Annotated in this window: 18 protein-coding genes and 1 pseudogene; 8 read left to right on the forward strand and 11 right to left on the reverse strand. The window is 34.8% G+C overall.

Translation table 11 applies throughout. The annotated features are described in order from the left end of the window. Window positions 1–22 precede the first annotated feature (22 nt). The 4 genes from HGJ18_RS10550 to HGJ18_RS10565 all read right to left on the reverse strand — a co-directional run bounded on the left by HGJ18_RS10550 (window position 23) and on the right by HGJ18_RS10565 (window position 6,744). Window positions 23–2,956: a tetratricopeptide repeat protein gene (locus HGJ18_RS10550; RefSeq protein ID WP_253696351.1), complete on the reverse strand. Its 2,934-nt coding sequence runs from the start codon at window positions 2,954–2,956 to the stop codon at window positions 23–25. Continuing rightward, window positions 2,946–4,493 carry a LamG-like jellyroll fold domain-containing protein gene (locus HGJ18_RS10555; RefSeq protein ID WP_253696353.1) on the reverse strand — a complete coding sequence of 516 codons (1,548 nt, stop codon included), beginning with the start codon at window positions 4,491–4,493 and terminating at the stop codon, window positions 2,946–2,948. Before HGJ18_RS10555 ends, HGJ18_RS10550 begins: the two co-directional genes overlap by 11 nt. Window positions 4,494–4,685: 192 nt before the next feature. Next, entirely contained in the window at window positions 4,686–5,966 is a 1,281-nt protein-coding gene (locus tag HGJ18_RS10560) for an APC family permease (RefSeq protein ID WP_253696354.1), read from the reverse strand. 52 nt (window positions 5,967–6,018) lie between these two features. After that, window positions 6,019–6,744 (reverse strand): gamma-glutamyl-gamma-aminobutyrate hydrolase family protein, encoded by a 726-nt coding sequence (locus HGJ18_RS10565; RefSeq protein WP_253696356.1) that lies wholly within the window; start codon window positions 6,742–6,744, stop codon window positions 6,019–6,021. 255 nt (window positions 6,745–6,999) lie between these two features. On the opposite strand from HGJ18_RS10565, the gene HGJ18_RS10570 reads away from it, so the two are divergent. The 3 genes from HGJ18_RS10570 to HGJ18_RS10580 all read left to right on the forward strand — a co-directional run bounded on the left by HGJ18_RS10570 (window position 7,000) and on the right by HGJ18_RS10580 (window position 7,980). Then, complete coding sequence (locus HGJ18_RS10570; RefSeq protein ID WP_002692434.1) at window positions 7,000–7,233, forward strand: hypothetical protein; 234 nt, start codon at window positions 7,000–7,002, stop codon at window positions 7,231–7,233. After that, window positions 7,226–7,498, forward strand: a complete 273-nt coding sequence (locus tag HGJ18_RS10575) for a type II toxin-antitoxin system RelE family toxin (RefSeq protein WP_253696358.1) — start codon at window positions 7,226–7,228, stop codon at window positions 7,496–7,498. Before HGJ18_RS10570 ends, HGJ18_RS10575 begins: the two co-directional genes overlap by 8 nt. A gap of 71 nt (window positions 7,499–7,569) precedes the next feature. Next, window positions 7,570–7,980, forward strand: a complete 411-nt coding sequence (locus tag HGJ18_RS10580; protein ID WP_253696359.1) for a PM0498 family protein — start codon at window positions 7,570–7,572, stop codon at window positions 7,978–7,980. 407 nt (window positions 7,981–8,387) lie between these two features. Here HGJ18_RS10580 and HGJ18_RS10585 read toward each other — a convergent pair whose 3' ends face one another. From HGJ18_RS10585 to HGJ18_RS10600, 6 genes and pseudogenes are all read right to left on the reverse strand, one after another. After that, window positions 8,388–11,084: a class III lanthionine synthetase LanKC N-terminal domain-containing protein gene (locus HGJ18_RS10585; RefSeq protein WP_253696361.1), complete on the reverse strand. Its 2,697-nt coding sequence runs from the start codon at window positions 11,082–11,084 to the stop codon at window positions 8,388–8,390. Between the two features lie 19 nt (window positions 11,085–11,103). Then, complete coding sequence (locus tag HGJ18_RS10590; RefSeq protein ID WP_253696362.1) at window positions 11,104–12,852, reverse strand: ATP-binding cassette domain-containing protein; 1,749 nt, start codon at window positions 12,850–12,852, stop codon at window positions 11,104–11,106. Then, the gene (locus HGJ18_RS10595) at window positions 12,849–14,624 is read right to left on the reverse strand and encodes an ABC transporter ATP-binding protein (RefSeq protein WP_253696364.1); all 1,776 of its coding nucleotides are present in this window, start codon (window positions 14,622–14,624) and stop codon (window positions 12,849–12,851) included. The genes HGJ18_RS10590 and HGJ18_RS10595 overlap by 4 nt, the downstream gene beginning before the upstream one ends. Before the next feature lie 176 nt (window positions 14,625–14,800). After that, window positions 14,801–14,929: a hypothetical protein gene (locus HGJ18_RS12800; protein ID WP_264306798.1), complete on the reverse strand. Its 129-nt coding sequence runs from the start codon at window positions 14,927–14,929 to the stop codon at window positions 14,801–14,803. Between the two features lie 261 nt (window positions 14,930–15,190). Continuing rightward, window positions 15,191–15,274: pseudogene (locus tag HGJ18_RS12870) on the reverse strand (helix-turn-helix domain-containing protein); the annotation flags it as partial. A gap of 281 nt (window positions 15,275–15,555) precedes the next feature. Beyond that, window positions 15,556–15,798 (reverse strand): DUF6364 family protein, encoded by a 243-nt coding sequence (locus HGJ18_RS10600; protein WP_253696366.1) that lies wholly within the window; start codon window positions 15,796–15,798, stop codon window positions 15,556–15,558. 225 nt (window positions 15,799–16,023) lie between these two features. Here HGJ18_RS10600 and tgt point away from each other — a divergent pair, with 225 nt between their 5' ends. From tgt to HGJ18_RS10620, 4 genes are all read left to right on the forward strand, one after another. Beyond that, on the forward strand, window positions 16,024–17,163 hold the full coding sequence (tgt, locus tag HGJ18_RS10605; RefSeq protein ID WP_002692428.1) for a tRNA guanosine(34) transglycosylase Tgt: 1,140 nt from the start codon (window positions 16,024–16,026) through the stop codon (window positions 17,161–17,163). Window positions 17,164–17,230: 67 nt separating this feature from the next. Beyond that, entirely contained in the window at window positions 17,231–18,700 is a 1,470-nt protein-coding gene (locus HGJ18_RS10610; protein ID WP_253696368.1) for a HEAT repeat domain-containing protein, read from the forward strand. Window positions 18,701–18,702: 2 nt separating this feature from the next. Beyond that, entirely contained in the window at window positions 18,703–19,512 is an 810-nt protein-coding gene (gene recO, locus HGJ18_RS10615; RefSeq protein ID WP_253696369.1) for a DNA repair protein RecO, read from the forward strand. A gap of 62 nt (window positions 19,513–19,574) precedes the next feature. Continuing rightward, entirely contained in the window at window positions 19,575–21,278 is a 1,704-nt protein-coding gene (locus HGJ18_RS10620; protein ID WP_253696370.1) for a RecQ family ATP-dependent DNA helicase, read from the forward strand. A gap of 23 nt (window positions 21,279–21,301) precedes the next feature. Here HGJ18_RS10620 and rbr read toward each other — a convergent pair whose 3' ends face one another. Beyond that, window positions 21,302–21,877, reverse strand: a complete 576-nt coding sequence (rbr, locus tag HGJ18_RS10625) for a rubrerythrin (protein WP_002672707.1) — start codon at window positions 21,875–21,877, stop codon at window positions 21,302–21,304. A gap of 188 nt (window positions 21,878–22,065) precedes the next feature. On the opposite strand from rbr, the gene HGJ18_RS10630 reads away from it, so the two are divergent. Beyond that, window positions 22,066–23,073: a tetratricopeptide repeat protein gene (locus HGJ18_RS10630; RefSeq protein ID WP_253696372.1), complete on the forward strand. Its 1,008-nt coding sequence runs from the start codon at window positions 22,066–22,068 to the stop codon at window positions 23,071–23,073. The last annotated feature ends 47 nt before the right edge of the window (window positions 23,074–23,120 follow it).

Raw genomic sequence — 23,120 nt, forward strand, 5'->3', positions numbered from 1 at the left:
CTTTTGTCCAGCTATGAACGCCTTATTCGATTTGTTCTATCAGGCTATTGATCTTTCCTATACAGGCAGAAGCAAATCCCTTATCAGGCAGCTGAGATGCAATTATTCTAAGATAGCCCAAAACATCCTTTAAAGTTTTATCAGTAGAAGTTTTAGGGTCTATTGTTTTTTTCAAAGCACCTCTTACATTTAAGAGAATCATCCTGCGTTTTAAACCAACCTCTCCGGACAATTTATTTATAACATATTCCATTTGAATACGCTCATTACTTATAAGAAAATCTTTTAATTCGATAGAAGGAAGATTATCCATCAAGTCACGCAAATAGACAAAGAGATTAACTATTTCATAACCCTCGATAATGTCCAACTCTTCTTCAAATTGAGGAGATTCTTTTAAGCTGTGAGGCAGAAGTGAAAGATACGGTTTATCGGAAAGTTTATTTACAATTTCATCAACAGAATCGGAAGTATCCAAATCATCATCAAAAGAAGAAGGAATAAGGGAGTCGGGAGCCGTACCCGCAGGATCTAAAAAGTCCTCATCATCAGAGCTTAAATTTGTTTCTTTGGACAAAGGCACATTTGAGCCGGCACGCAGATCATCAATTAACTCATTTTCATTATTTAATTCATCTTCATTACTTAAAGAATTTTCAGCACTTAGATCCATCTCATCAAGGCTTGGCCCATTGGGAGCTTGCGGCGTTTTTTTATCTGCCGATTTTTCAGGCAGAGGGCTAGAAGCGTCTCTTGATTCCGGTACTGCTTCCAATTCCGGTTCCATTTCGGTTCCTTCATCTTCCGGACCAAAGCTGTCAGCTGTGTCAGGCTTTGCTGCAGAAAAGGGCATATCGGCTGTGCCGGGCTTTCCGGATTTTGCGGCAGAACTAAGCTCTGGAGGATAATCCGATTCAGGTATACTTGATTGTTGCTGCGGCTGAGCTTGATAAGAAGCCTGTTCATTTGGAGAATCTTGATATGGCTTAGATTGGGAAGGAGCAACGTCCTTTGTAGGTGTTGTTTCTTTTGCAGGAGCCTCTTCTTTTGATGAAGTATCTTGAAGCTGAAGCTCTTCTTCAGGTATATCGTTCTTTCGGTTGCTATTGGGCCCCGGCTTGCCCAGTTCAAGAGGGTCATACTCGGCACCTATGTCCGGACTATCGTCAATGGGCGCATCAACATAGACCAAATTATCTAAAGAATCTTCATCTTCTCCTCTATCAAAAACTTCATCATCAGCCAATTCCATCAGATCATCAAAAGGCATTTCAAAGTCAGGCATATCTTCAAAGCTTTCACTAAGATTGATTTCATCATCATCTTCAAAATTTACATCACCCAAATCTTTTAAATCCGGTTCAGGGCTTATATCAAGTTCTTCTTGAGGAGGGCGCAGCTTATCAAGATTTTTATTCAGAATACCGTCATCGCCGTAAGACTTAACGGCATCTTCATATAACTGAACGGACTTGGACAAGCTGCCTATATCGTCATTTTCTATCTTATCTGTTTGAATATCAACGATTTCATTTGCAAGACGAACAGCCTCAACAGTATTGCCTTCATTTTTGTTCAGCTCCAAAATTGCCGCAAGAGCTTCGGTATTCTTTGCATCATTTTTTATTATTTTATTATATTCATGCTTGGCTAAATCATACCTTTTCATTTGTTCATAAGCTTTTCCTAGTTTTAACCTTGCAGAAATTTCTTGAGGCTTTTCATTTAGATATTTGATGAGTTCATTTGCCGCTTCTTTATATTTATCGTTATGAAAATACAAATCAGCCAATTCGGCCCTCATATTTATTTCGCTTGGAGATAACTGAAGTAAGTGTTCAAAAATAAGCTCAGCTTTTTTTGTATCCCCTAATACCGAATAAAGTTTACCCTGCATTTTAAGAACATCTTTATCGCCCTTAATTTCTTTACTTAAATGATTTAAAATTTCTTTAGCCTTTGCATAATCTTCAAGCATCAAGCAAACTTCTGCCGTGCTCAATAGTAGTTCTTTATTATCAGGATGCTTCTCTTTATTATTTATCAAAATATTATAAGCATCAAAATATCTTTTTTGTGCTTTAAGCATATCGGCATATCCGAGTACTGCAGGCAAAAAGTTTGCATTTATGGAAACTGCTTTTTTATAAAAATCTTCGGCATATTTATCTTCATGGATTTTTTCATAAAGCTTAGCTAATTTTGTAAAATTTTCTTCCGATTGACCTGTCGACCCTATAATCATTTTATAGGTTTCAATAGCCTTTCCGAATTCTTCCATTTCTACATAACAATCGGCAATAGCTGCAAGGGCTTCATACCAATTAGGTTTTGTTTTTATGGCAGTTTGATATGAATTAATCGCTTCTTTGTAAAGCTTTTTTTCTTTATACAACTCTGCAAGATTAAAATTCAAAAAGGGATGGTTGGGATCTACTTTTAAGCCAATCTTATAAGTTTCAAGAGCTTTAGGGTAATCCTTGCATAAAAAGTATACGCTTCCTAAATGGTTATATGCAAGAGCATCATCAGGTTTTATATCCAATACATCGGCAAAACATTGTATTGCATTTTTATAATCGCCGTTTTGTTTATATGTATTACCCAGATTATAAAGAGTTGTTTCATTTTTGCTGTCTATAGCCTTTGCCTTTTCCAAGATAACTATCGACTCATTAAACATGTTAAGACGGCGGTAGATAACACCCATATTGTTTAGGATATCTAAATTATTGGGATTAAGAGAATCTAATTCTTTGTATATTTCCAATCCCTTTTTCATATCGCCCGATCGGATATAGAGTTTTCCCAAAAGATTTTTTAATTGATAATACTCATCAGGTGTATTTTTTTGTTTTTTTAACTGATTTAATAAAATTTTTTCTGCAAATTCATAGTCACGAGATAAAATAGCTGCATTAGCCTGCTCAATTATAATGTTCAAATTACTCGACATTCTTTCCTTCCTTTTTACTTTGCAGAGGACGAGCCCACACCTCTTTTGATGTATCACCGGCATGTTCTCCATTCTCTTCATCATAAGCGGCTATCGCAAAAAAGTATATTTTGCCGTTTTTTAAATTTTCTATTTTATAATTTGTTACATTGCCTACATCAATCGGAGAACCTTCGCTGAAGTATTCGCCTTTTCTATTTCCAAAATAAATCAGATACCCCTTTACATCAGTGTCTATAGAAGGAGACCAAGATAATTCAACCGATGAATCCCCGGCCATTGCAATAAGTTTTGCAGGAGGAAGAGGAAGATTATCTTTTTCATACTCCAAAGAAAAAGAATGGATAAGGGGAGATTTAAGCCCTTCCGCATCCGGATAAATATTACAGGCAATCTGAAAAAAACGGCCCGAAATATTTTTTATCTCTTCATTCGGTCTGATACTCTTCCATTCAGGATAGGTTCCGTTCCAATTAAAAGGACTATCGGCGGCTCTGATAAAAAATTCCGCATCGGTTTGTTCAGGTTTATCATATAAGGCTTTTAAGACACGAGGCTGCGATTTATTTCCTCCGGTGTCGATTATATTTGTTTCTATACGGCCTCCGTCTTGAGGATACTTTTCAAACAAGGACGATATTTCCCAAGGCATTCCGAATTGGGAAAAAAAGTTTGTTACTTTTAGTTCATCGATTAAACCGGAATAGTTTAAGCCTATGAGTACATCCGATGAAGTACCCAATGCAGAATACAACACCTGATTGCTCTCTCTTCCGGGATCGGTCATATAAACAATGGCTTCGGACTTACCGTTCATCCTATATTCCAAGAGACCTGTATTTTCATCATAAGTAATAAGATGATGACTCCAAATTTCAGGGATTATGTTTGACTTTCCTGAAAGTCTGACATCCAGTCCCTTATTGTTTTTGTCCTGCCAAATATTTAAAAAAGACCATTCGAGCTTATTGTTAAAAATACTTGCCGCAATATTTTGATACATTGTTTTTCTGCCCTCAACCAAGGAAGTCCACCAGCGTAAAATAGTACTTCCGCTTTCCGTTGTCTGAGGACGTAACCAGAATTCTATTGTAAAAGATTTTAGAATTTTAGAGCCTGCAAAAAAAGAAGTCTTTGAAGGTTTTAATGTCAAACTTTCATTATTGGAATTGTAATGAAAAAGAGCTGCACCTTCTCCGATTTTTGCCTTTTCAGCACCAAGATGAATAATCGATGAATTAGCTACAGTATAATTTCCGGTTTCTTCAATCGTATCCTTAAAATCGAAGCTAAGGTACATATCCGTAGTTTCGGTAATATTATGAGAAGCGGATGTCAATCCCAAAGACTGAAAGCCGAATTTCCCGTTTCTTTGTTCTATATTGCGGGAATAAAAAAGATTATTCCAACCCAATTTTCCGCCGAAATTCAGTACCGCATCTTCAGAAAAAGCAGAAATTAAGAGAAGATTAAAAAATATAAGGCTAACAACAGAGCTTTTTCGCAAATTCAGTTTAAATTTATACATAATCTGCATTTATTATCGGCAAAAAAGCCCCATAGGTCAATAAAATAACCGCGTTTTTATAGATTTAGAATATTTTTTCGGCAATGATTGAATCAACAAGCCTCCGCACGAATAAAAAACCGGCCTAAATTAAGCTTTAACTGCCTAATTATCCGGCCGGTTTAAAACTAAAAAGACAAAATCTTTTCTAAATTGAAAAGTTTAGTTGGCTTTTTTCTGTGTAAGTTTCATTATAACGTAAAAAACGGCTCCGACTACAAGGCCGCCTAAACCGAATAAAATCTTGTCCCAGCTTGAATTATATAAAAGCCAAAGGCTTATTCCTACCGCCAAAAAAGAAACAACATAAACGCCGGGAATTCTAAAAGAGCCTTTCATACCGCGCTTTCTGAATACTAAGATTGCAAGACAGGTCGGTATATATTGGGCAAAGCGGGAAACAACCGAAATTGCGGCAAGCTTTGAAAAACTGCCCGTTAAGCAAACCAAGGCTGTTAAGGCGGTTGTTAAAATAACCGAAATGTAGGGAACATCTTTTTTATTTCTTTTAGTTACAAACTTGGGTAAAAAACCGTCGTCGGCAAGAGCTACGGCACTTCGAGGAGCTAAGAAAGAAGAAGCAACATTTATTCCGCCTATTGAAACCAAGGTTCCGGTTGTAACAACTGCTTTTGCAACGGGGCCTAAAAACTTAGCGGCCGCATCTGCAACGGGAGCTTCGCTCGCTGTAAGCCCATCGCCCAAAATACCTATGGCAACTACTTGAATAAGTATATAAAAAACGGAAACACCGCTGATTACCAAAACAATAGCAAGAGGAACATTTTTTTCAGGCTTATCCATATCTTCAGCAGCAACGGCAATAGATTCAAACCCCGTAAAGGCATAAAAGATTAAAAGAGCGGCAGCTCCGAAAGATGTTGTAGTTAAGGCACCTACCGACTGCATAGGTTGAAAATTATCGCCTTTGATAAAAAAGATACCTAAAAGAATAAAGAAGATAAGAGGCACCAATTTTCCGATTGTAATAACATTGTTTACGATTTTTGAAATTCGTACTCCCGAAATGTTCATCAATCCTAAAAACAAAAGAATAGCTACGGCTATAACGCTTCGCCAAAAAGGTGTTGCGGCTAAAGGAAATACACTTCCTAACGCTGTGGGAAAACCCACAGCCATTGCAGCCCAAGCAATAACCATTATTGCCCATTTCATAAAGCCTACTTCAAAACCGACAAATTCGCCGAAGGCTTCTTTTGCATAAACATAAGGGCCGCCGTTCTTTTTAAACAAGCCTCCTGCTTCAGCAAAACAAAGTGCAATCAAAATAACCAAAACGGCATCGAATAAAATAACTCCGATACTCGATACACCGACCAATTTGGCGGCCTTTCCCGGAAGTAAAAATATTCCGGTACCGACAATGGCATTTACTCCAAGAAGGCAAATACTTAAAAGCCCTAATTTACCTTTATTTTCCATTTTCAACTCCTTATACTGAAATATGATAGATAGACTAAACAGCCGGAATCAGCTAACAACGATTTATAAATTCTTTAAACAGATCCAACGAGGGCTTATGTACGGCTGCCGTCATTTCGGGATGAAATTGAACCCCCATCATAAAGCCCTCTCCCGTATATTCTATGGCTTCAACCACGCCGTCAGGAGCATAAGCCGTAATCTTAAAATCCTTTGCAAGATCTTTTACAGCCATGTGATGATAAGAATTAACCATATCTTCCTTGCCGAAAACTTTTTGCATAATTGAAGCAGCTTCGGTCTTGATAGAATGAGTGCGTTCCTGCGGGCGGGCTTTTTGAACATGCTGTATTTGAATATCTCTTTTTATGAGTGAAAGATCTTGATAAAGTGAGCCGCCGAAGGCAACATTTAAAATCTGCATTCCCCTGCATATCCCCAAAACAGGCTTTTTTAAAGCCTTAGCTGCTTTGATAAGCCTCAGTTCATAAACATCCCTCTTAGGAAGAATTTCTCCAAGACAGGAAAGCGGTTCTTCATTAAAAAAATGAGGCTCGACATCATGTCCGCCCATAATGATAATCCCTGAAAGATTTTCAAGCTGTCTTTGAATAGCATCTTCGTCATCAATTATAGGGAGCATAAGGGGAACTCCTCCTGCAGCCAGCACCGAATTCACATAGTCGGCATTGGTGTACATTCTTTCATAACCTGCAAAAAGACTTTGCGAGGTTTCATAGAGGCAGCTGCCTGTAATTCCTATAAGCGGTTTTTTCATAATAAACTCCTGTAATAGTTTTTAAAGGATTAAAAAATCCTATTGTATTTAGATTACTTCCACTTTAAAAGCTTTTTTATTTTTTTCCGTATTGGCCGATTAAATCACTTTGTTTTAACAGGCTTGAGTATAGCATAAAATTATATCTTATTCAATGGAAGCTGTAAAATGCTTATCGGACAAAATCGATTTCCGTGATACAACAATCTTGACAGATTGAATAAAATTGAATATATTTGAAGGGGGGGGAAACAAGTGCAAAAGACCATTACCATACGTATAGACAATACTATATACGATATATTTAAAAAAGCAGCCGAAGGACAAAAACGAACTATTTCAAATTATATGGAATATGCAGCATTAAACTATACCATTAATGAATCTATCGTTGATGATGAAGAAATGCAGGAAATACTCGAATTCGAAAAAGACTTAAAAAAAGGCCTGTCGGATATATCTGCAGGAAGGTATAAAGTAATTGACTAACTATAAAATTGCAGAAACAGCGGCTTTTGAGAAAAAAATAAAATCAAAAAAGTACGAATTCCTATATCAAAAAATAAAAAACTATGTATATCCTATATTAAGAAAAAATCCGCATTTTGGACCTAACATAAAAAAATTAAAAGGCATTTACAAAGAGATATACCGCTTTAGATTAGGAGACTTCCGTCTTTTTTATAAAGTATCGGAAGAAAAAGTCATCGTATTTATTATTGACATAGAAGCTCGAAAAGCTGCTTATAAATAAAAAATAGGTCTTGACAAGGCGTACGATTATAGTACGCTTCAAAGTTGGGATGCGAGGCTTTATAAAAAGATATGAATTGTTTTAAGACTATTATCGAATTACAAGATATTCTCTTCCCCAAATTTTATACAGCAATGGATTCTGAAAATAATGAATATATATTTTTAAAAACTCAAGATTCAATGATAAATTCATTGGATAAAGTATCTGATAAAACACAATTAGAGGCATATGAAAATCATATTCATATTTGCGGTAAAGTTAAAAAACGAGCTCAACATATAACCGTAACTTCTGCAAAATTAATTACGAAAAATTTAATTGAAAATTTAAAAACAAGCTTTCCAAATAAACATTTTTATGTCTATTTGGATTGTGATTTTAACGACCACATTATAGTAAGATTTCATCAATTATGGGAGAATGAAGAACCGTATTATGATGTAAAAGATTTTCCAAATATCGAGGTATTTAAAATTTAAGCTTAAAATCCCAATTAATAGCTTAGGTTCTTTAATTAAAGTAGATGCGATAAATATTTCTGCATATCATTTGGCAAAAGAAATCAATGTTCCTGAAACAGCCTACATCCATCTTTGTAGAAACAAATTTTCTTTTCATGAACGGAAAGATTTTATTTGACAGCGTCACAGATAAATTTAAATGGTTTTTGCAAATGAAAACCCTTGTGTTTTATAGCGGTCTCCACTTTTGTGTAATTCTTGTGTTTTGTTTAAAATAAAAAAATGATTTTTAGTTTTTAAAAGGTATGGAAAATAAAAGCCTGTTTTAGTCTTTCAAGCTAATAAAAAGAATTGTTGAGCAGTAGTGTTAAATTTAAAAATATTTTACAAAATGGCGTTAAGTTTCGTAAAATAAAAATCATTTTTTAAGTATTGGTGTTCAAACTCCCATCACAAAACAACAATTCATCGCCAGGTATAAAAGGATTATTTTGTAACTTTGCACATTCACGAAAAGACTGTAATAGTATACCTGAAGAACCTGTAAACAAATCATTTGAAATTTTATAAAGTTCATCACCAGGAAACCCGGTCAGATTGTCTATTTCAACATAGTGGAAATTCAATAAGTCCAATAAATAATTAATATGTGAATCTAAGTTTTTCATACCAAGAATCAGTTTACAATCTTGCAAAAATGAAATTATGCCAGTACAACCTCTCAAATATCCAGGATATAAAATAAAAGTAGCTCTGCAAGCTTCTATCATTTCAGTAATTAAATTCAAATACTTTGGCAATTTAGTGATTTTATAAAATCTAATCAAAACACATCCTATCCCTGCAATTCCATTATGAATATATGGAGAATACACCGGTGGTTTTACCCCTATAGGTTTGCTATTTATAGATAAGAAACCATTTTCATTAACTAATAAACGACTCAAATCACTTTCTAAAGCTGAAACAGCTAATGAAAGTGTTTCTTTATCTTTTGTTTGCAAATATAACAATAATAAAGAGTAAGCGATACCTGAACAACCTCTTGTAAAACCAGAATAACAATCGCCTTCTGAATCTTTCCAGACAAGCATACCATCTTTTTTTATAGCAGAAGTAATAATTTTTTTAGCATATTCTTCAGCAAATTTCAAATACAAAATATCATCACTTTCTTTATAAAAAATTAAATTAACAATAAGGTTACCCGAAAGACCATAAGCAAAATCATAAATATTATGTGGTCTTTCCAAATTTACCCTTTCCAAAACAATTTTGGCTTCTTTCCTAAATCCGAGCTTTAGCAATACATACGCAATACCTGACAACCCAATATATAATCCATTGGAAAATAAAGTAGGCCTCTTATAAAAATCAGCCATAAATTTTGTAACAATAAAATTATACTGTCCTGAACCTTCACATTTCAACAGTTTTTCATAATAGCTTATAGAATAAACCATACCAAACATGCCATAGCCAAAGCTGTATTCATTTGTATTTATAGATTGCGGATCTGATGCTAATGGACTTTTACCATCTGTAAACAATTGAATATTATTAAGTATTGACTTACATAATAAATCATAATTAATTGATTTTTTTATTTTATTAGTAAAAATTTTATTTTCAATTTTATTTTTGCATTTTAAATCTTTTAAAACATCTTTTGTATTTTTATATTTAAATTTTATTAATTTATATATTAAATTTAACAACTCAACAGGCACATCAGTTTTATCATAACAAATACTTAAAAACTCTAAAATTTTTTCTTCACATAACTCATATAATGAGTTATAAGGAGCTATACAATACATAAGAACTAAAGCAACTTTATACAATTCAATTTCATAAATACTATGATCATTTCTTGAATAATTAAACCCAGGCGTAAACAAACCAACAAAATAATCAGTTTCAGTATTAGAATCTATTTTACATGCAGTTTCTAAATCTATAAATCGTAATTCTCGAGAATCGGCATCAAATATAATATTACCAGGAGAGATATCTCTTAATACTATACCAATAGAATGAATTTTATCAAGATTCTCAAATAAAATGGCCGCTATTTCTAAAACCTCATTGTAATAATTAATTAAATTAACCTGCATTTGCTTTTCATTTTTTATTGGATTGAAATATGGTGATTTTGAATGTGGATAAGACCTTAATGTTACCCCTTTAACATATTCTTGTACAAGATAGACATTTCCAAATTCTTCTATTTTTTCAATTGGATTCGGCGTGCATTTCTGATTTTTTAATTCCAAAAGAATTTCGTATTCAGATGATGTCCGTTGAACAGCCGAGATATAACTATTATCCAGCCCGCTGTTTTTTCTAGCTTCTTTTATTATATAAACAAAACCATTTCTTTCTCCTTTATATACTCCTCCTTGTGCAGAAAAATGCAGGCATGATTTTATAAGATATTTTTTTAACAAAATAGAATCTTCATTATTAGAAATAGCATCATATTTTTTATCACTAATCCAATCAGGTACTTTATAATAGGGTAGTCGCTCATCTGTCACTAAATCATTTTTGTTATCAATGATTTTAGTTGCTAGAGTCCCATAATTATCTCGAAAGGTAATAGGATTTATCTCACCATACCGATAAAATAAGATTTTAGAATCTTTATAGCATTTATCTGACAATATATATGGTCCATCATATTCTTTTAACATAACATAAAGTTTTTCAATAATATCATCAAAGTCTTTTTGTTTTGGATACATAACAATATACTTACCACTACTAACCCTATTTATATTTTTTGAATTAATATGCACATAATTATTTAAATTAGAAGCAAATTTAAATGATATTTCATTTTCAAAAGCAAATTTTGATACTTTTTTAAGTACCTCTATATGATTATCTAAAGTTGCAGATATATGAATTTTCCAACCTGATATATTTTGCTCTTCACCAAAGTCAATATATGTCCATGGAAATTTCCCCATAGAAGAATGATGTTTAGTGTATACTATCTCACTAAGAACTGAATAATAATAATCATTTTTATTCAGTTTATGATAAGCTTTTATGTCATAATATAATTTATTTTTCCAAATATAATTTAAATGATTAATTTCTGCTAAATCTCTCATCTCAAATCCTACTTATCTCTCATTTATACCATTGCTGCTGAGTTTTGAATAACTTGCCATACTCTGTATCTTTAAGCATTAAGTCATCATGCTTGCCGCTTTCAATAATTTCGCCATTATCCATTAAAAGGATTTTATCGGCTCTAGTTGCAATCCCGATTCTGTGGCTTATAATAATTTTTATACTATGAGTTTTATTATCAAGCATGCTGTTAAGTAAATCCATTTCAAGCAGCGGATCTATTGCCGAAGTCGGCTCATCAAAAATAATGATACTTGCATTTTTGAAAAGGCCTCTTTCAATAGCAAGTTTTTGCCATTGTCCCATAGACAAGTCAACTCCGCCAAATTCTCTTGAAAGCATTGTATTTTGTTTATCAGGTAAGGTGTCTGAAAGTTGCTCTACCGCTTGCGAAATTTTCTTTACCGATTTAGTTACATCTGCCACATTAATATTTTCTTCCAAGCTCAGATTATAGCGATTAAAATTTTGAAAAACTGCGGAGCTGTTTTTTTGCAACAGCAAATGAGCTTCTTCAGATGCGTTTTTTGATTCATTTAGTATAATCTCACCTGAAGCGGGTTGATACAGTCCCAGCAATATTTTTGAAAGCGTTGACTTTCCGCTGCCGTTTTTTCCTACGATACAAATAGTTTCACCTGCATTTATTTCAAGGTTCACCGATTTAAGGGCTTTTTTCTCGCTATTAGGATATGAAAAAGAAACATCAGTAAGGCGTATTTTTTTAATTTCCATTTTCCCGGTTTTATTTTTATTAGAAGTTTCTTTAGTCATAACTGCATGAAAAAATTTCATTCCCGTGTAAGAATCTGCAAGACCGGCAATATGATAATTAAACAATTCCTTAAAATGCGAAAACAATAAATTAACACTTGCAATAACCGCAACAATAGTCCCCGCTTTTATTGAACCTGCCTTTGACAAACAATAAACAACAACAAAAATACTTATGAAGCCTAAAAATTGAGATGCATTAGTTATAATCCCAATCCAAGTTAATTTTTTTATTTCCTTCGTTTTATACTTTTTAAATAATTTTGCCGACGAATTAAATTTTCCAACAAAAAAATTAAAAAGTGCCAGATGTCTACTTTCCTTAAAAAAAACTTTATCGGTGATACACGATTCATACTTATTCATTTGCCTTCTGTACATTGCCGACTTATCTTCGCTTTCACTTTTAAATTTATTTTTAAAAACATAAGTAAACATGGTTGGGATAAAAGCTCCTAAAACAACAATTAAAAGAAGCGGATTTATCGAAGCCATATAAAATGCTACCAGAAGAACATAAACAACACTTTGTGCAATAATAAGTTCAAGATTAATAAGACCGTCAATTGAACCATCTAAACCGTTTTTTGCTTTATCTAAGGAATCAAGAAAATCCGGCTTTTCAAATTCAAGTACATCAAACGAAGCAACTTTATTAAAAAAGTCAGTTTTTAGTTTTCCTGTAACAAGCATTCTTTGCTTATCAAAATAATAATTTAAAATTGCATTTGAAAATTCTCGCAACAAAATAATTAAAGAAAAAATTCCAAAAACATACAAAACGGTATTTTTTACTGCTGATGAATTTAACAGGGTTAAACTTTCTGTAAGTTTTCCAATAAAAAATATATATCCAAAAGCTAATAAGGCATCAAAAACACACAAAGTAACACAAAATAAAAACAAAGCTTTTTTAGCTTTAATCATTCTTACAATTTCATAAAATAAAATTTTTATAAAAGATTTTTTCATACATACCATCCTTTTTGAGCTTCATACATTTCTTTATATAAACCATCCGCTCTTTCAAGTTCATCATGACTACCCTTTTCAACAATAGTACCATCAGACAATACTAATATTTCATCTGCAAGTTTTGCCGCTCCAAGTCTATGTGTAATTATTATAGAAGATTTTCCTGAAATAAATTTCAAGAAGTTATTATAAACTTTTGACTCTGCATCAGGATCAAGAGACGCTGTTGGCTCATCTAAAATATAATAATTACCCATAGCAAAGAAACTTCGCAATAAAGCAATTTTTTGCCACTCACCAATAGACATGTTTATATTATTTTCACTCAAGTAACCCAAATCCGTGTCCAATCCTTTTTCAAACTTCGCTATATCAAAAAACAGCTCGTGCATTTGTTTTAAAATTTCTTCATCAGAAACCGAAGCTTTATCAAAAATAATATTCTCTCGTAAAGTTATTTCATATTTTGCAAAATCTTGAAACGCAACCGAAAACAGCTTATTAAAATCTTGTATGTCTTTTATATTTACACCATTAATTAGAATTTCACCGGAATAATTTTTATAAAGACCTAAAAGCAATTTCGTTATTGTTGTCTTTCCCGCTCCGTTTTCTCCTACCAATGCATACGATTTTCCTTGTTCAAGTTTAAAGCTTACATTTTTAAGAATCTCTTTTTCTGTTTCAGGATATGTAAAAGAAACATTCTTAAATTCTATATCAATATTTTCAGGAAAATCGGTGTATATTTTTTTTTCACTATTCTTCAATTCAAAATCGGTTTCTTGAATTTCTTCAGATAAATTTTCAAAATCAAAAATCGTTTTAAGGAAAACATTTGTCTTGGCTATTTCATGAATTGATTGCGTTAAGTTCCATGAAATAGCAGAACTCATTATTAAAAGTTCATTTGAAACTGCGGAAAAAGAACCTATCGATAGTGTTCCCTTGATAACATTGAGCAACATAAAAAACATCATACCTAAAAATGAAACAGTAATGAGTCCCGAAGTAAGTTTGATTCCTGCATAACTTTTTCTTTTTACTGACAAGAAAATATCCGTCGCCTCATTGTATGATGTAATCCATCTTTGTTCAAAATACCGTATATAATTAAAAAGCGTTCTTTCTTCAGCATATTCCTTATCGGTAAGAATTTTTTCATAGTCATCCATACGGCGGCTTATTTTTTGAAATTGAGCAAAAGCCTCATAATCGTCTTTTCCTGTTTTTAACGATACCATTACAACCGGTATAAGTAATATGAACATGACTAAAGCCATCATCGGGGAAAACATCATAAGATAAGCGGCTACTGAAAGTATTTTTAAAAGCAATTTTAAGAAAACAAGATAAGAACTAAAACCGGAAACAAGTATACTAGGCACACCGGCCTTGACCTCTTTTATTAAATCGTTCGTAGCGGAATTTTCGATATGTTCATACTTTAATCGTGAAATCTTTTCTATATTTACAGAACGAAGTTTAATTTGCAAATTCAGCAACAACCGGGAAATAAAATTATTTAAAAAATTTTGACTGAAATAACTAAGCAGCGCAACAACAATAAACACAGGAATGATAGATATCAGATTAGTATTTTTTCCGGCAATGCCATCAATAAATTTTGAATATACACTTATATATGCAAAAGGAATAAGACCTAAAGCGATTCTCAATAATATTATCGTTATCGGCAAAATTTTACCTGCACTGGATACATAGCCGTACAGTTTTTTGAAATGAGAAAAATAAGATACATGTTTCATACCGTTTATTTAGATAAACACCTCATTATTAAAAAAACGCTTATTTTTAATAAAAATAAGACCAATCAATTCATCTGAAAATTGAACACTATTATAAAAACTTTTCGTTTTTCTTTTCAGAAATCAAAGAAATAGCTATACAAAATATTAAATTCTGTATAGCTATAAAACATACATTACTTGTCTCCGTCAGGATCCAGGCCACTGTTGCAACTATGATGGTTGCATGAGCCCCAACTGATAGCAAAAATAACTGAATCATCATTTTTTGCATCCAGCTTTTGTAAATCCAATAGCTTATCCATAAAAGTGCCTCCTTAAATATAAATGTCTTTAAATTATACTATATTCCTAAATGAATGTCAAATCTTTTTTGCATTTATATATTTTCAACTTTTGAACAGATAATTGATAATAAGTCTAATACAAAAATATTTGTCCGACATGTATTTTTAAATATTTAAAAAATTGCTATCTTGAAATTTTATGTTTTTCCGGTAAAATAAAATCGTAACCGAAAGAAAAGCAGCTATACTGCCAGTGGTATAACAAGTGCTGCAAGCTGACAACTGGGACAAACCGGCCTTTTCTTTTTCCTTGCGAAGCCTTTTGATAACAAGGTTTTGTTGTTCTCTTAAAAACACACTTATTCATAATATTTTAACTAAATATAGTATTGATACAATTAAAAATAGCATGATATAATTATAAATATAGTTATGTTAACCTATCTAAAGGCAGGTATACAAAACCAATCCGACATTTTGCGCTCCCAAAAAATCCTCTGCGTTCTTTGCGCCCCCTGCGGTTAAATACCGAGTCCCAGCTGTTCGCAATGTCAGGTTGAAACGGGTGTTAGGCTTTAATTTTTTATTATCGCTTATAAATTCTTTAGGTGTTTGTACTATTATTTCCCTTTCTTTATAATCTTTTATATTTCGTGTTTTTTTTCCAAATAACTCATATAACTTATATTTTCTAAATCCTGCTCTTTTATAATGCCGCTCAATTCTTTGACAAGCGGAGATATTTCTTCTATCCTTTGAGTTACACCCATTGAATTATTAAAAAGATCTTCAACAAATTTTGACATACTTTTTTTATTTTTGACCGCATAATGTCTCATCGATTCAGCAATATTTTTATCTATTTTTAAAATCAATTCAGTTTTCATTTAATCACCTCTCTGATATTATATCATAAAATCTATGAATGATATAGTGATAACATTATTATTTTTACTTCTGTGCGATCGTAAGACTAACATAGATTCGTAACCGACATACAGACAAACCTCGTTTCGGTTAAATACCGAGCCCCTGCCGGCAACCTTCCCCTTTAATTGATTTTTTCCCGTCTTTATGATAAACTTTCAAGCGGTTAAAGGATTGAAGATTTAATGAAAGAAAAAAAAGAAATTTTTACACTTTTACATCAAGATGCGGCTTCTCCTGCAAGGACGGGAGTTTTGGAGCTGCCTCATGGAAAGGTGCTTACTCCGGCCTTTATGCCTGTGGGAACGGCGGCTACCGTAAAGGCGATGACAAAGGATGACTTAGACGAAATAGGTTTTGAAATTATTTTGGCCAATACGTACCATCTTTTTTTGCGGCCGGGAATTGAAGTTATAAAAGCGGCAGGAGGCTTACACGGCTTTTCAGGCTGGAAAAAAAACTTTTTAACCGATTCAGGGGGCTTTCAAGTTTTTTCGCTTTCACAATTAAGAAAAATTACCGAAGAGGGTGTAAAATTTCAAAGCCACATAGACGGAAGCCGTCAATTTTTAAGCCCTGAAATTGCGGTAGAATTGCAGACGGGTTTTAACAGCGACATTCAAATGCAGCTGGACATCTGCTCTTCTTTTGGGATAAGCAAAACCCAAACCCTTGCCGACCTTAAAATAACTATGAACTGGCTAGACAGGGCCTTTGCAGCTTGGCACAATACCCCCGATGAATATGACGGAGCCCTCTTTCCTATCGTGCAAGGCGGGTTCTTTGAAGACCTAAGACTTCAAAGCCTTGAAGCTATCTTAAAGCATGAGCCTAGGGGAATTGCCATAGGCGGCCTTTCCATAGGAGAACCCAAAGACCTCTACCAAGAATATTTGAGTTTTACTGCAAAGCATATCCCAAAAAATAAACCCCTCTATGTAATGGGAATAGGAACCCCCGACTACATCCTCGAGGCTGTAAAAAACGGAGTCGATATTTTTGATTGTGTCCTGCCTTCCCGCAATGCCCGAAACGGAAACCTTTTTACCCATGAAGGAGCCATTTCAATTAAACGGAAAGAATACGAGTTTGACTTTAACCCGATCGATTCTCAATGCAAGTGCAAGGTTTGCCGACAATATACAAGGGCCTATTTGCGGCATTTATTTAGAACAAAAGAAATTTTATACTCAATGCTTGCAACTTATCATAACTTGGCTTTTTTATATAGTATGGTACAAGACATAAGAGAGGCCATTCAAAACGATTCTTTTAACGATTATTATAAAAACTTTTTAAAGAAATACGAAAACCGTTTAGAATAAGTAATTTTATAAGTCTTAAAACCGGTAGTGTTTTGTAAGGCAAAACTTGTATCACGGAGGATAATTTATGAAAACCCTAAAAAAAGAATTAAACTTTTTTTTAAAATCCGGCGCACTGAGCCTCTTATTTATTTTAAGCTTAGCAGTTCAACTTGGAGCCCAAGAAACCGCCCAAGCTCCTTCAGAAAATCAGGCAGCTCAAGCTGATGAAAAAAAGAAAAAAGAAGTTTCGGAATTTGAAGAAAAAAGAGATACGATTCTTTACGGCATAGGCGACGATATTTTAGAGCTTATAAAAAGGCTAAAAGCCGATGAAGATGACCGCTTTGATGCCGATTTGCAGAAAGTATTTGCCGAGACCAAGATTCCTGCAATCAGAGAAGCCTTATTTGCTTACTTTGCCGAAAAAAAGAACGATTGCTTAAAGGCCGACGCCCTCATGGTCTTAGAAAATAAAGATGACGCCCCCCAAGAAACCGTCCGTTCAGCGATTTCCTATATACGGGAGCTTGAGATATATGAAGGTATAGATTTTTTAAGGCAAATCTTAAAAGATGAAGAAAGCGAGTACAGGGACCTTTGTATTTCGGCAATAGGAAAGATAGGAAAACCAGAAGATGCCGTTTTTCTTACAGAGCTTTTTGACTCCGAGGCTTCAGATGATGAAAAAAAATCACTGATAATAAAACAAAACATAATGTTTGCATTGGAAGATTTACACACTCCCGAAATCAGTGATTTTTTAATTAGAGTTGCTGAAGATTCCGATGAAAATTCCATCATAAGAGGCAGTGCTGCTTCAGCTCTTGGAAAAATAGGCAGCGAAGGCGCTGTTCCGGTTTTGTCGGAACTTTTTGAAGATAAGGATCCGGTTTTAAGAACAGCTGCGATAAAGGGCATGGCAGGCTTTAAAGACGCAAAAGCCAAAAGCATCTTGACTCAAGCCTTTAAGGATTCCTATTATAAAGTAAGGCTTCAAGCCGTTCAGTCCGCAAAAGAAGAAAAAGCGGAAGATGCCGTTCCGTTTATCTTATACCGAGCAAAAAAAGATCCTGAAAATGTTGTAAAACTGGCTGCCATCGAAGCCCTCTCCCATTTTAACAATGCGGAAGCAAACGAATGGCTTATAGATTCTTTTAATGAAGAAAGAACAGGCTTATCAATCCGCTTAAAAATTGCCGAAAGCCTTTTAAAGAATAATTTTAATGTAATTTTCGATGATGTAAAGAAGGCTGCATTAAAAGCTATTTCGGACAAACAAAAAAATAAATTTTCCGCAGAGCTCGGCAAGGTTATTTCAAAAGTTGAAAACAGAGGAACAGCCCCCATAGCAGAGGCCTATCTAAACCATAAGGATCCGATTTTTAAGAGTATAGGGCTTGATATGTTCAAACGGAATAAATATCCCGAGCTGGTGCCTCTTGTTTCCTTAATTGCAGAAGACGAAAAAAACGGAGCGTTGAGCCGAAGAGCTAAAGACCTCTTACAATCCGGTAATACAAACGGCTCTCAAAACAATCAAACAGACACTAAATAAAAATGGCAAACCGCTCTTGGTCTTCCGAAGCCCTTGTTCTTTCATTGAAGACATTCGGGGAGGGGCACAGAAATGCCCTCCTCCTCTTACCCGATACGGAACACTCCTGCAAGCTGGTAGATGCAGCCGTCTTCGGTGGGCCTAAAAGCAAACTGCGAAGCATGGTCATCCCTTATCACACAGGAGAGGTTTGGATTTATTCCAACCCCATTAAAAACTCAAACAAGATAAGCGACTTTAAGGTAAGCGATTACCGCATAGGCCTAAGCGATAACCTGACCCGTATTTGGTGTGCCGCCTTTGCCGCCGAATTAGCCGTAAAGCTTAAGGGAAACATCGATTGGCAAATCATAAATTCCTTTTTAACGGGGATTGCCGTTTCTTCCGAAAACGAGTGTAAAAAAGCTCTGCTCCGTTTTTTGTGGCGGGTAATCTCCTTATCGGGGCTTGCTCCTGATATGGAACATTGCTGCCGCTGCGGAATAAGGGTTTCAACTAAAATACCGGAAACGGATTGCCTTAATAAAAGCGTTTCAACCCCTTCTTATGGCGAAAAAAACTTTTATTTCGTTCCGCATGAGGATTCTTGCGTTTGCAATTCCTGCCTTGATAAACACGAACCGGCCTTTCCTCTTTCAGGCGAAAGCCTTTTATACCTTTTTGCGGTTCAAAATCTTATCCCCAAAATTTCAAGAGAATTAAACCTTTCGGATCAAGCCTACGCCGAATTAAAAGATTTTTTATTCTATCTTATAAGGCTCGCCGCAGGTTCAAATTTTAAAACCCTTGAATCCTGTAATTTTCTGTTGTAACTTCTTTTTAAAAAATTACTATTTCTTTCATCTATCTCGTACAATAATATTGAGAGGTGAAAATGAAAAGTCAAAATTTAAAAGAAAACGATGAGCTGTACCGATGGGATGATACGCCTGACGATCTTTATTGCCCCTTTGTCTGCGAAACCGACAACCCCGAATACAGTTTGGAAAAAACCGAAGATGCCGTTGCAGTTTGTGCAAAAAACGTTTTCGGTATTCCGTCGCTCTATCCTTGGCAGAGGCTTGCAATAGCCAATATCTTAGATGCGGTTCACGCAGTGGAAGCCCGCATTGAAGCCGAACAAACCGAACTTAAAAATAAAGGCGGGGAAGATTCGGACAAAGATGCAAAAACAAAATTGCTGCAAAAAATTACCTCAAACGCCGAAGAAGAAAAAATAACTTCACTTTATGATGAGGATGGAATTATGCGGGGCAGACAAATTATTCTCCTTCCCACAGGAGCCGGCAAGTCTTTGTGCTTTCAAGTTCCTGCCCTCCTGCTGGACGGGCCTACAGTAATCATCTATCCCCTCCTAGCCCTTATGAGCGATCAGTTTAGGCGAATGGCGGAGGGCGGACTTGAGCCTGTCATCTTTAAAGGAGGCCAAACTAAAGAAGAAAGAGAAGCCCAACTTGCACGCATGGAAGGGAGAGACGGCAAGCCTCCTGCAAAACTCATAATTGCAAACCCGGAAGTTCTTTCAGGCGGAACTCTTATAGATAGGATTGCTGCCTGTAATGTGGTTCACTTGGCAATAGACGAAGCACACTGCGTTACCGAATGGGGAGACAGCTTCAGACCTGCCTATCTTGAGCTTACAAACATAATCAAAAAGCTTCATCCATTCGCCGTTTCAGCTTTTACGGCAACGGCGAGTCCTCCGGTTTTACAGCGTATAGCCGAAATTCTTTTTGAGGGCAGGGCTCATTTGGTTCGAGGCGAATCGGATAGAACAAATATAATTTATTTTGTAAAGCATTGCAGGGTAAAAAATCCTGCCCTTCTGGAAGAGGTGCAAAAAAGAAAAAGACCTATGGTCATCTTTTGCTCCAGCCGAAAAGGAACGGAACAGACAGCTTCATTTTTGCGCCTTCGCTTAAATGACGAGAATATAAGATTTTATCATGCAGGCCTCGAAAGAGAAGAAAAAACCGAAACCGAAAAATGGTTCCATGAACATAAGAGCGGTATACTGATATGTACATGTGCATGGGGGATGGGCGTTGACAAGAAGGATGTTAAAACGGTAATTCACATGGATCCTTCTCCTACTGCCGAAGCCTATATTCAAGAAGCAGGAAGGGGCGGGCGGGACGGGAGCATTGCCGAGGCAGTTTTGCTATGGTCGCCTGCCGATAGAAAGCGGATAGAGCTTTTGCCGGAAAAACAGCGTCTTAGGGCAGGTGTTCTTAAAGACTTTGCCGAAAGCGGAAAGTGCCGCAGGGCGGTTCTATTAAAGGCCCTCGGTGAAACAAGAGCAGAAGCTTCCAATCCCGATGAAGAAGTAATAGCCTGTTCGGGCTGCGATATTTGTAATAAAACGGCGGTTCAATATCCCGAAGACGAAAAGCTTTTTATAAAATTTATAAAAGCAAATAAAAAAATTTTTACTCAAAATGAAGCAATCGATTTTTTTTCTTCAAAGAAAACATTTTGGGAAGCAGGGGACGTAAAGCGTTTAAGTGCAGAGCTTCTCGAAGAGGGGCTTATCAAAAAATTGAAAACCCCTCTTTGGAAGGATAAGCTTAGTGTTTAGATTAAGTTTAAAATTTGATAAGTTTAAAAACTTTCTTCCAAACGGGCAAAATAAGCTTTGGGATGAGCACAGGCAGGACATTTTTCAGGAGCGTTTTTACTGACCACGATAAAGCCGCAGTTTAAGCACTTCCATGTTGTCGGACTTTCTTGTACCCACATAGAATTCTCTTCGAGCCTTTTGATAAAGGCCTCATACCTTTCTGCATGGTATTTTTCGGCAACAGCGATGCTCTCCATAACGGCAGCAATTAAAGGAAAACCTTCTTCCCTTGCAGTTTTAGCAAACTCCGGATACATGTGCTGCCATTCATGATTTTCACCGGCGGCAGCCTGCCTTAGATTTTCCAAAGTTGTACCTACCACGCCTGCAGGAGCCGTAGCCGAAACGGTAACCTCTCCGCCCTCTAAAAAGTTAAAGAGGCGTTTTGCATGTTCTCTTTCCTGCTCTGCCGTTTCAATAAAAATCCTTGCGATTTGCACAAAGCCTTCTTTTTCGGCTGTGCTTGCCCAAAATGTGTACTTATTACGAGCCTGAGACTCTCCGATAAAAGCCGAAAGGATATTCTGTTCGGTCTTTGTTCCTTTTAATGATTGCATACTCTTCTCCTATTAGTATAAAAGTGACTAATGTTCTTAAAAAGGGGCACAGAGTAAAAACTCATTTTTTAAAAACAAAAGTCTATATTTTAGTATAACTCTATTTTTAAAAGAGTAAAAGAGGGCAAGAAAAATAATTGACAATATAAACTTTATATATTAAAATATTTGTAAGCAGAGGATTTCGCATGCAATCTAAAAATAAACGCTTTATCACCATCATATTTTTATTAATCTTAATCTACGGCTGCAAAACAACAAATAGCGATACAACCGATACAGAAAAAAAACAAAACTACAGTCAGGCCGAGTATTTTAACATTGCAGGGAACACTGCAAAAGAAAAAAAAGACGGAACAAGGGCTATATACTATTATACAAAAGCCATTGAAGCGGATTCTACTTATATTGAAGCCTATCTAAACCGCGGAAAGATGTATTATTACGTAAATGAACACGAAAAAGCTCTAGCTGACTTTGATAAGGTAATTGAGCTTAATCCGAAAGAAGATAGAGCTTATTATTGGAAAGGATTAGTTTTTACTAAACTTAGCAATCATAATATTGCTATTAATAATTTAAATACTGCAATAAAATTAAACAATAAAAATTACTATTATTACTATATACGTGCTAAAGTATACTATAGAATGGAACAATATATACATACTCTTAATGATATAAATATTGCAATTGAGTTAAATCCCAATATACCCAGTTTATATGAAACAAGAGGCATTGTATATCAAATTTTAGAAAAATATGATAGTGCTATAGAAAATTATAATGAAGCTATTAATATTGATCCAAACAATCTAACATCCTATAAAGGATTATTATATATATATGGGATAACGGATAAAAATTATAAAGCCATTGATGCTGCAACTAAGGCATTAGAACTAAAACCGGAGTGGACGACATACAATGTACGTGCAGAATTTTTTTTAAAACTTAATGAATATGAAAAAGCCATTGAAGATTGTAATAATTCAATAAAATTAAATCATTCCAGTGCAATTTCTTATCATACACGCGGGACAATTTACTTTGCCCTAAAAGAATACAAAAAAGCTATAGAAGACTTTAATAGGGCTATTGAATTGGATCCGGACAATATTGATAAAGTTAAACAAGAAGCCATCGAATACAAAAAACAAGCATACGAAGCCTTGGCTGAAATGGGAGAAAAGTAAAAAATTTTATTATATTGACAAAAAAATATTCATATTTTATCATACAT

The organism is Treponema denticola, assembly GCF_024181405.1.
GTDB classification, from domain to species: domain Bacteria; phylum Spirochaetota; class Spirochaetia; order Treponematales; family Treponemataceae; genus Treponema_B; species Treponema_B denticola_D.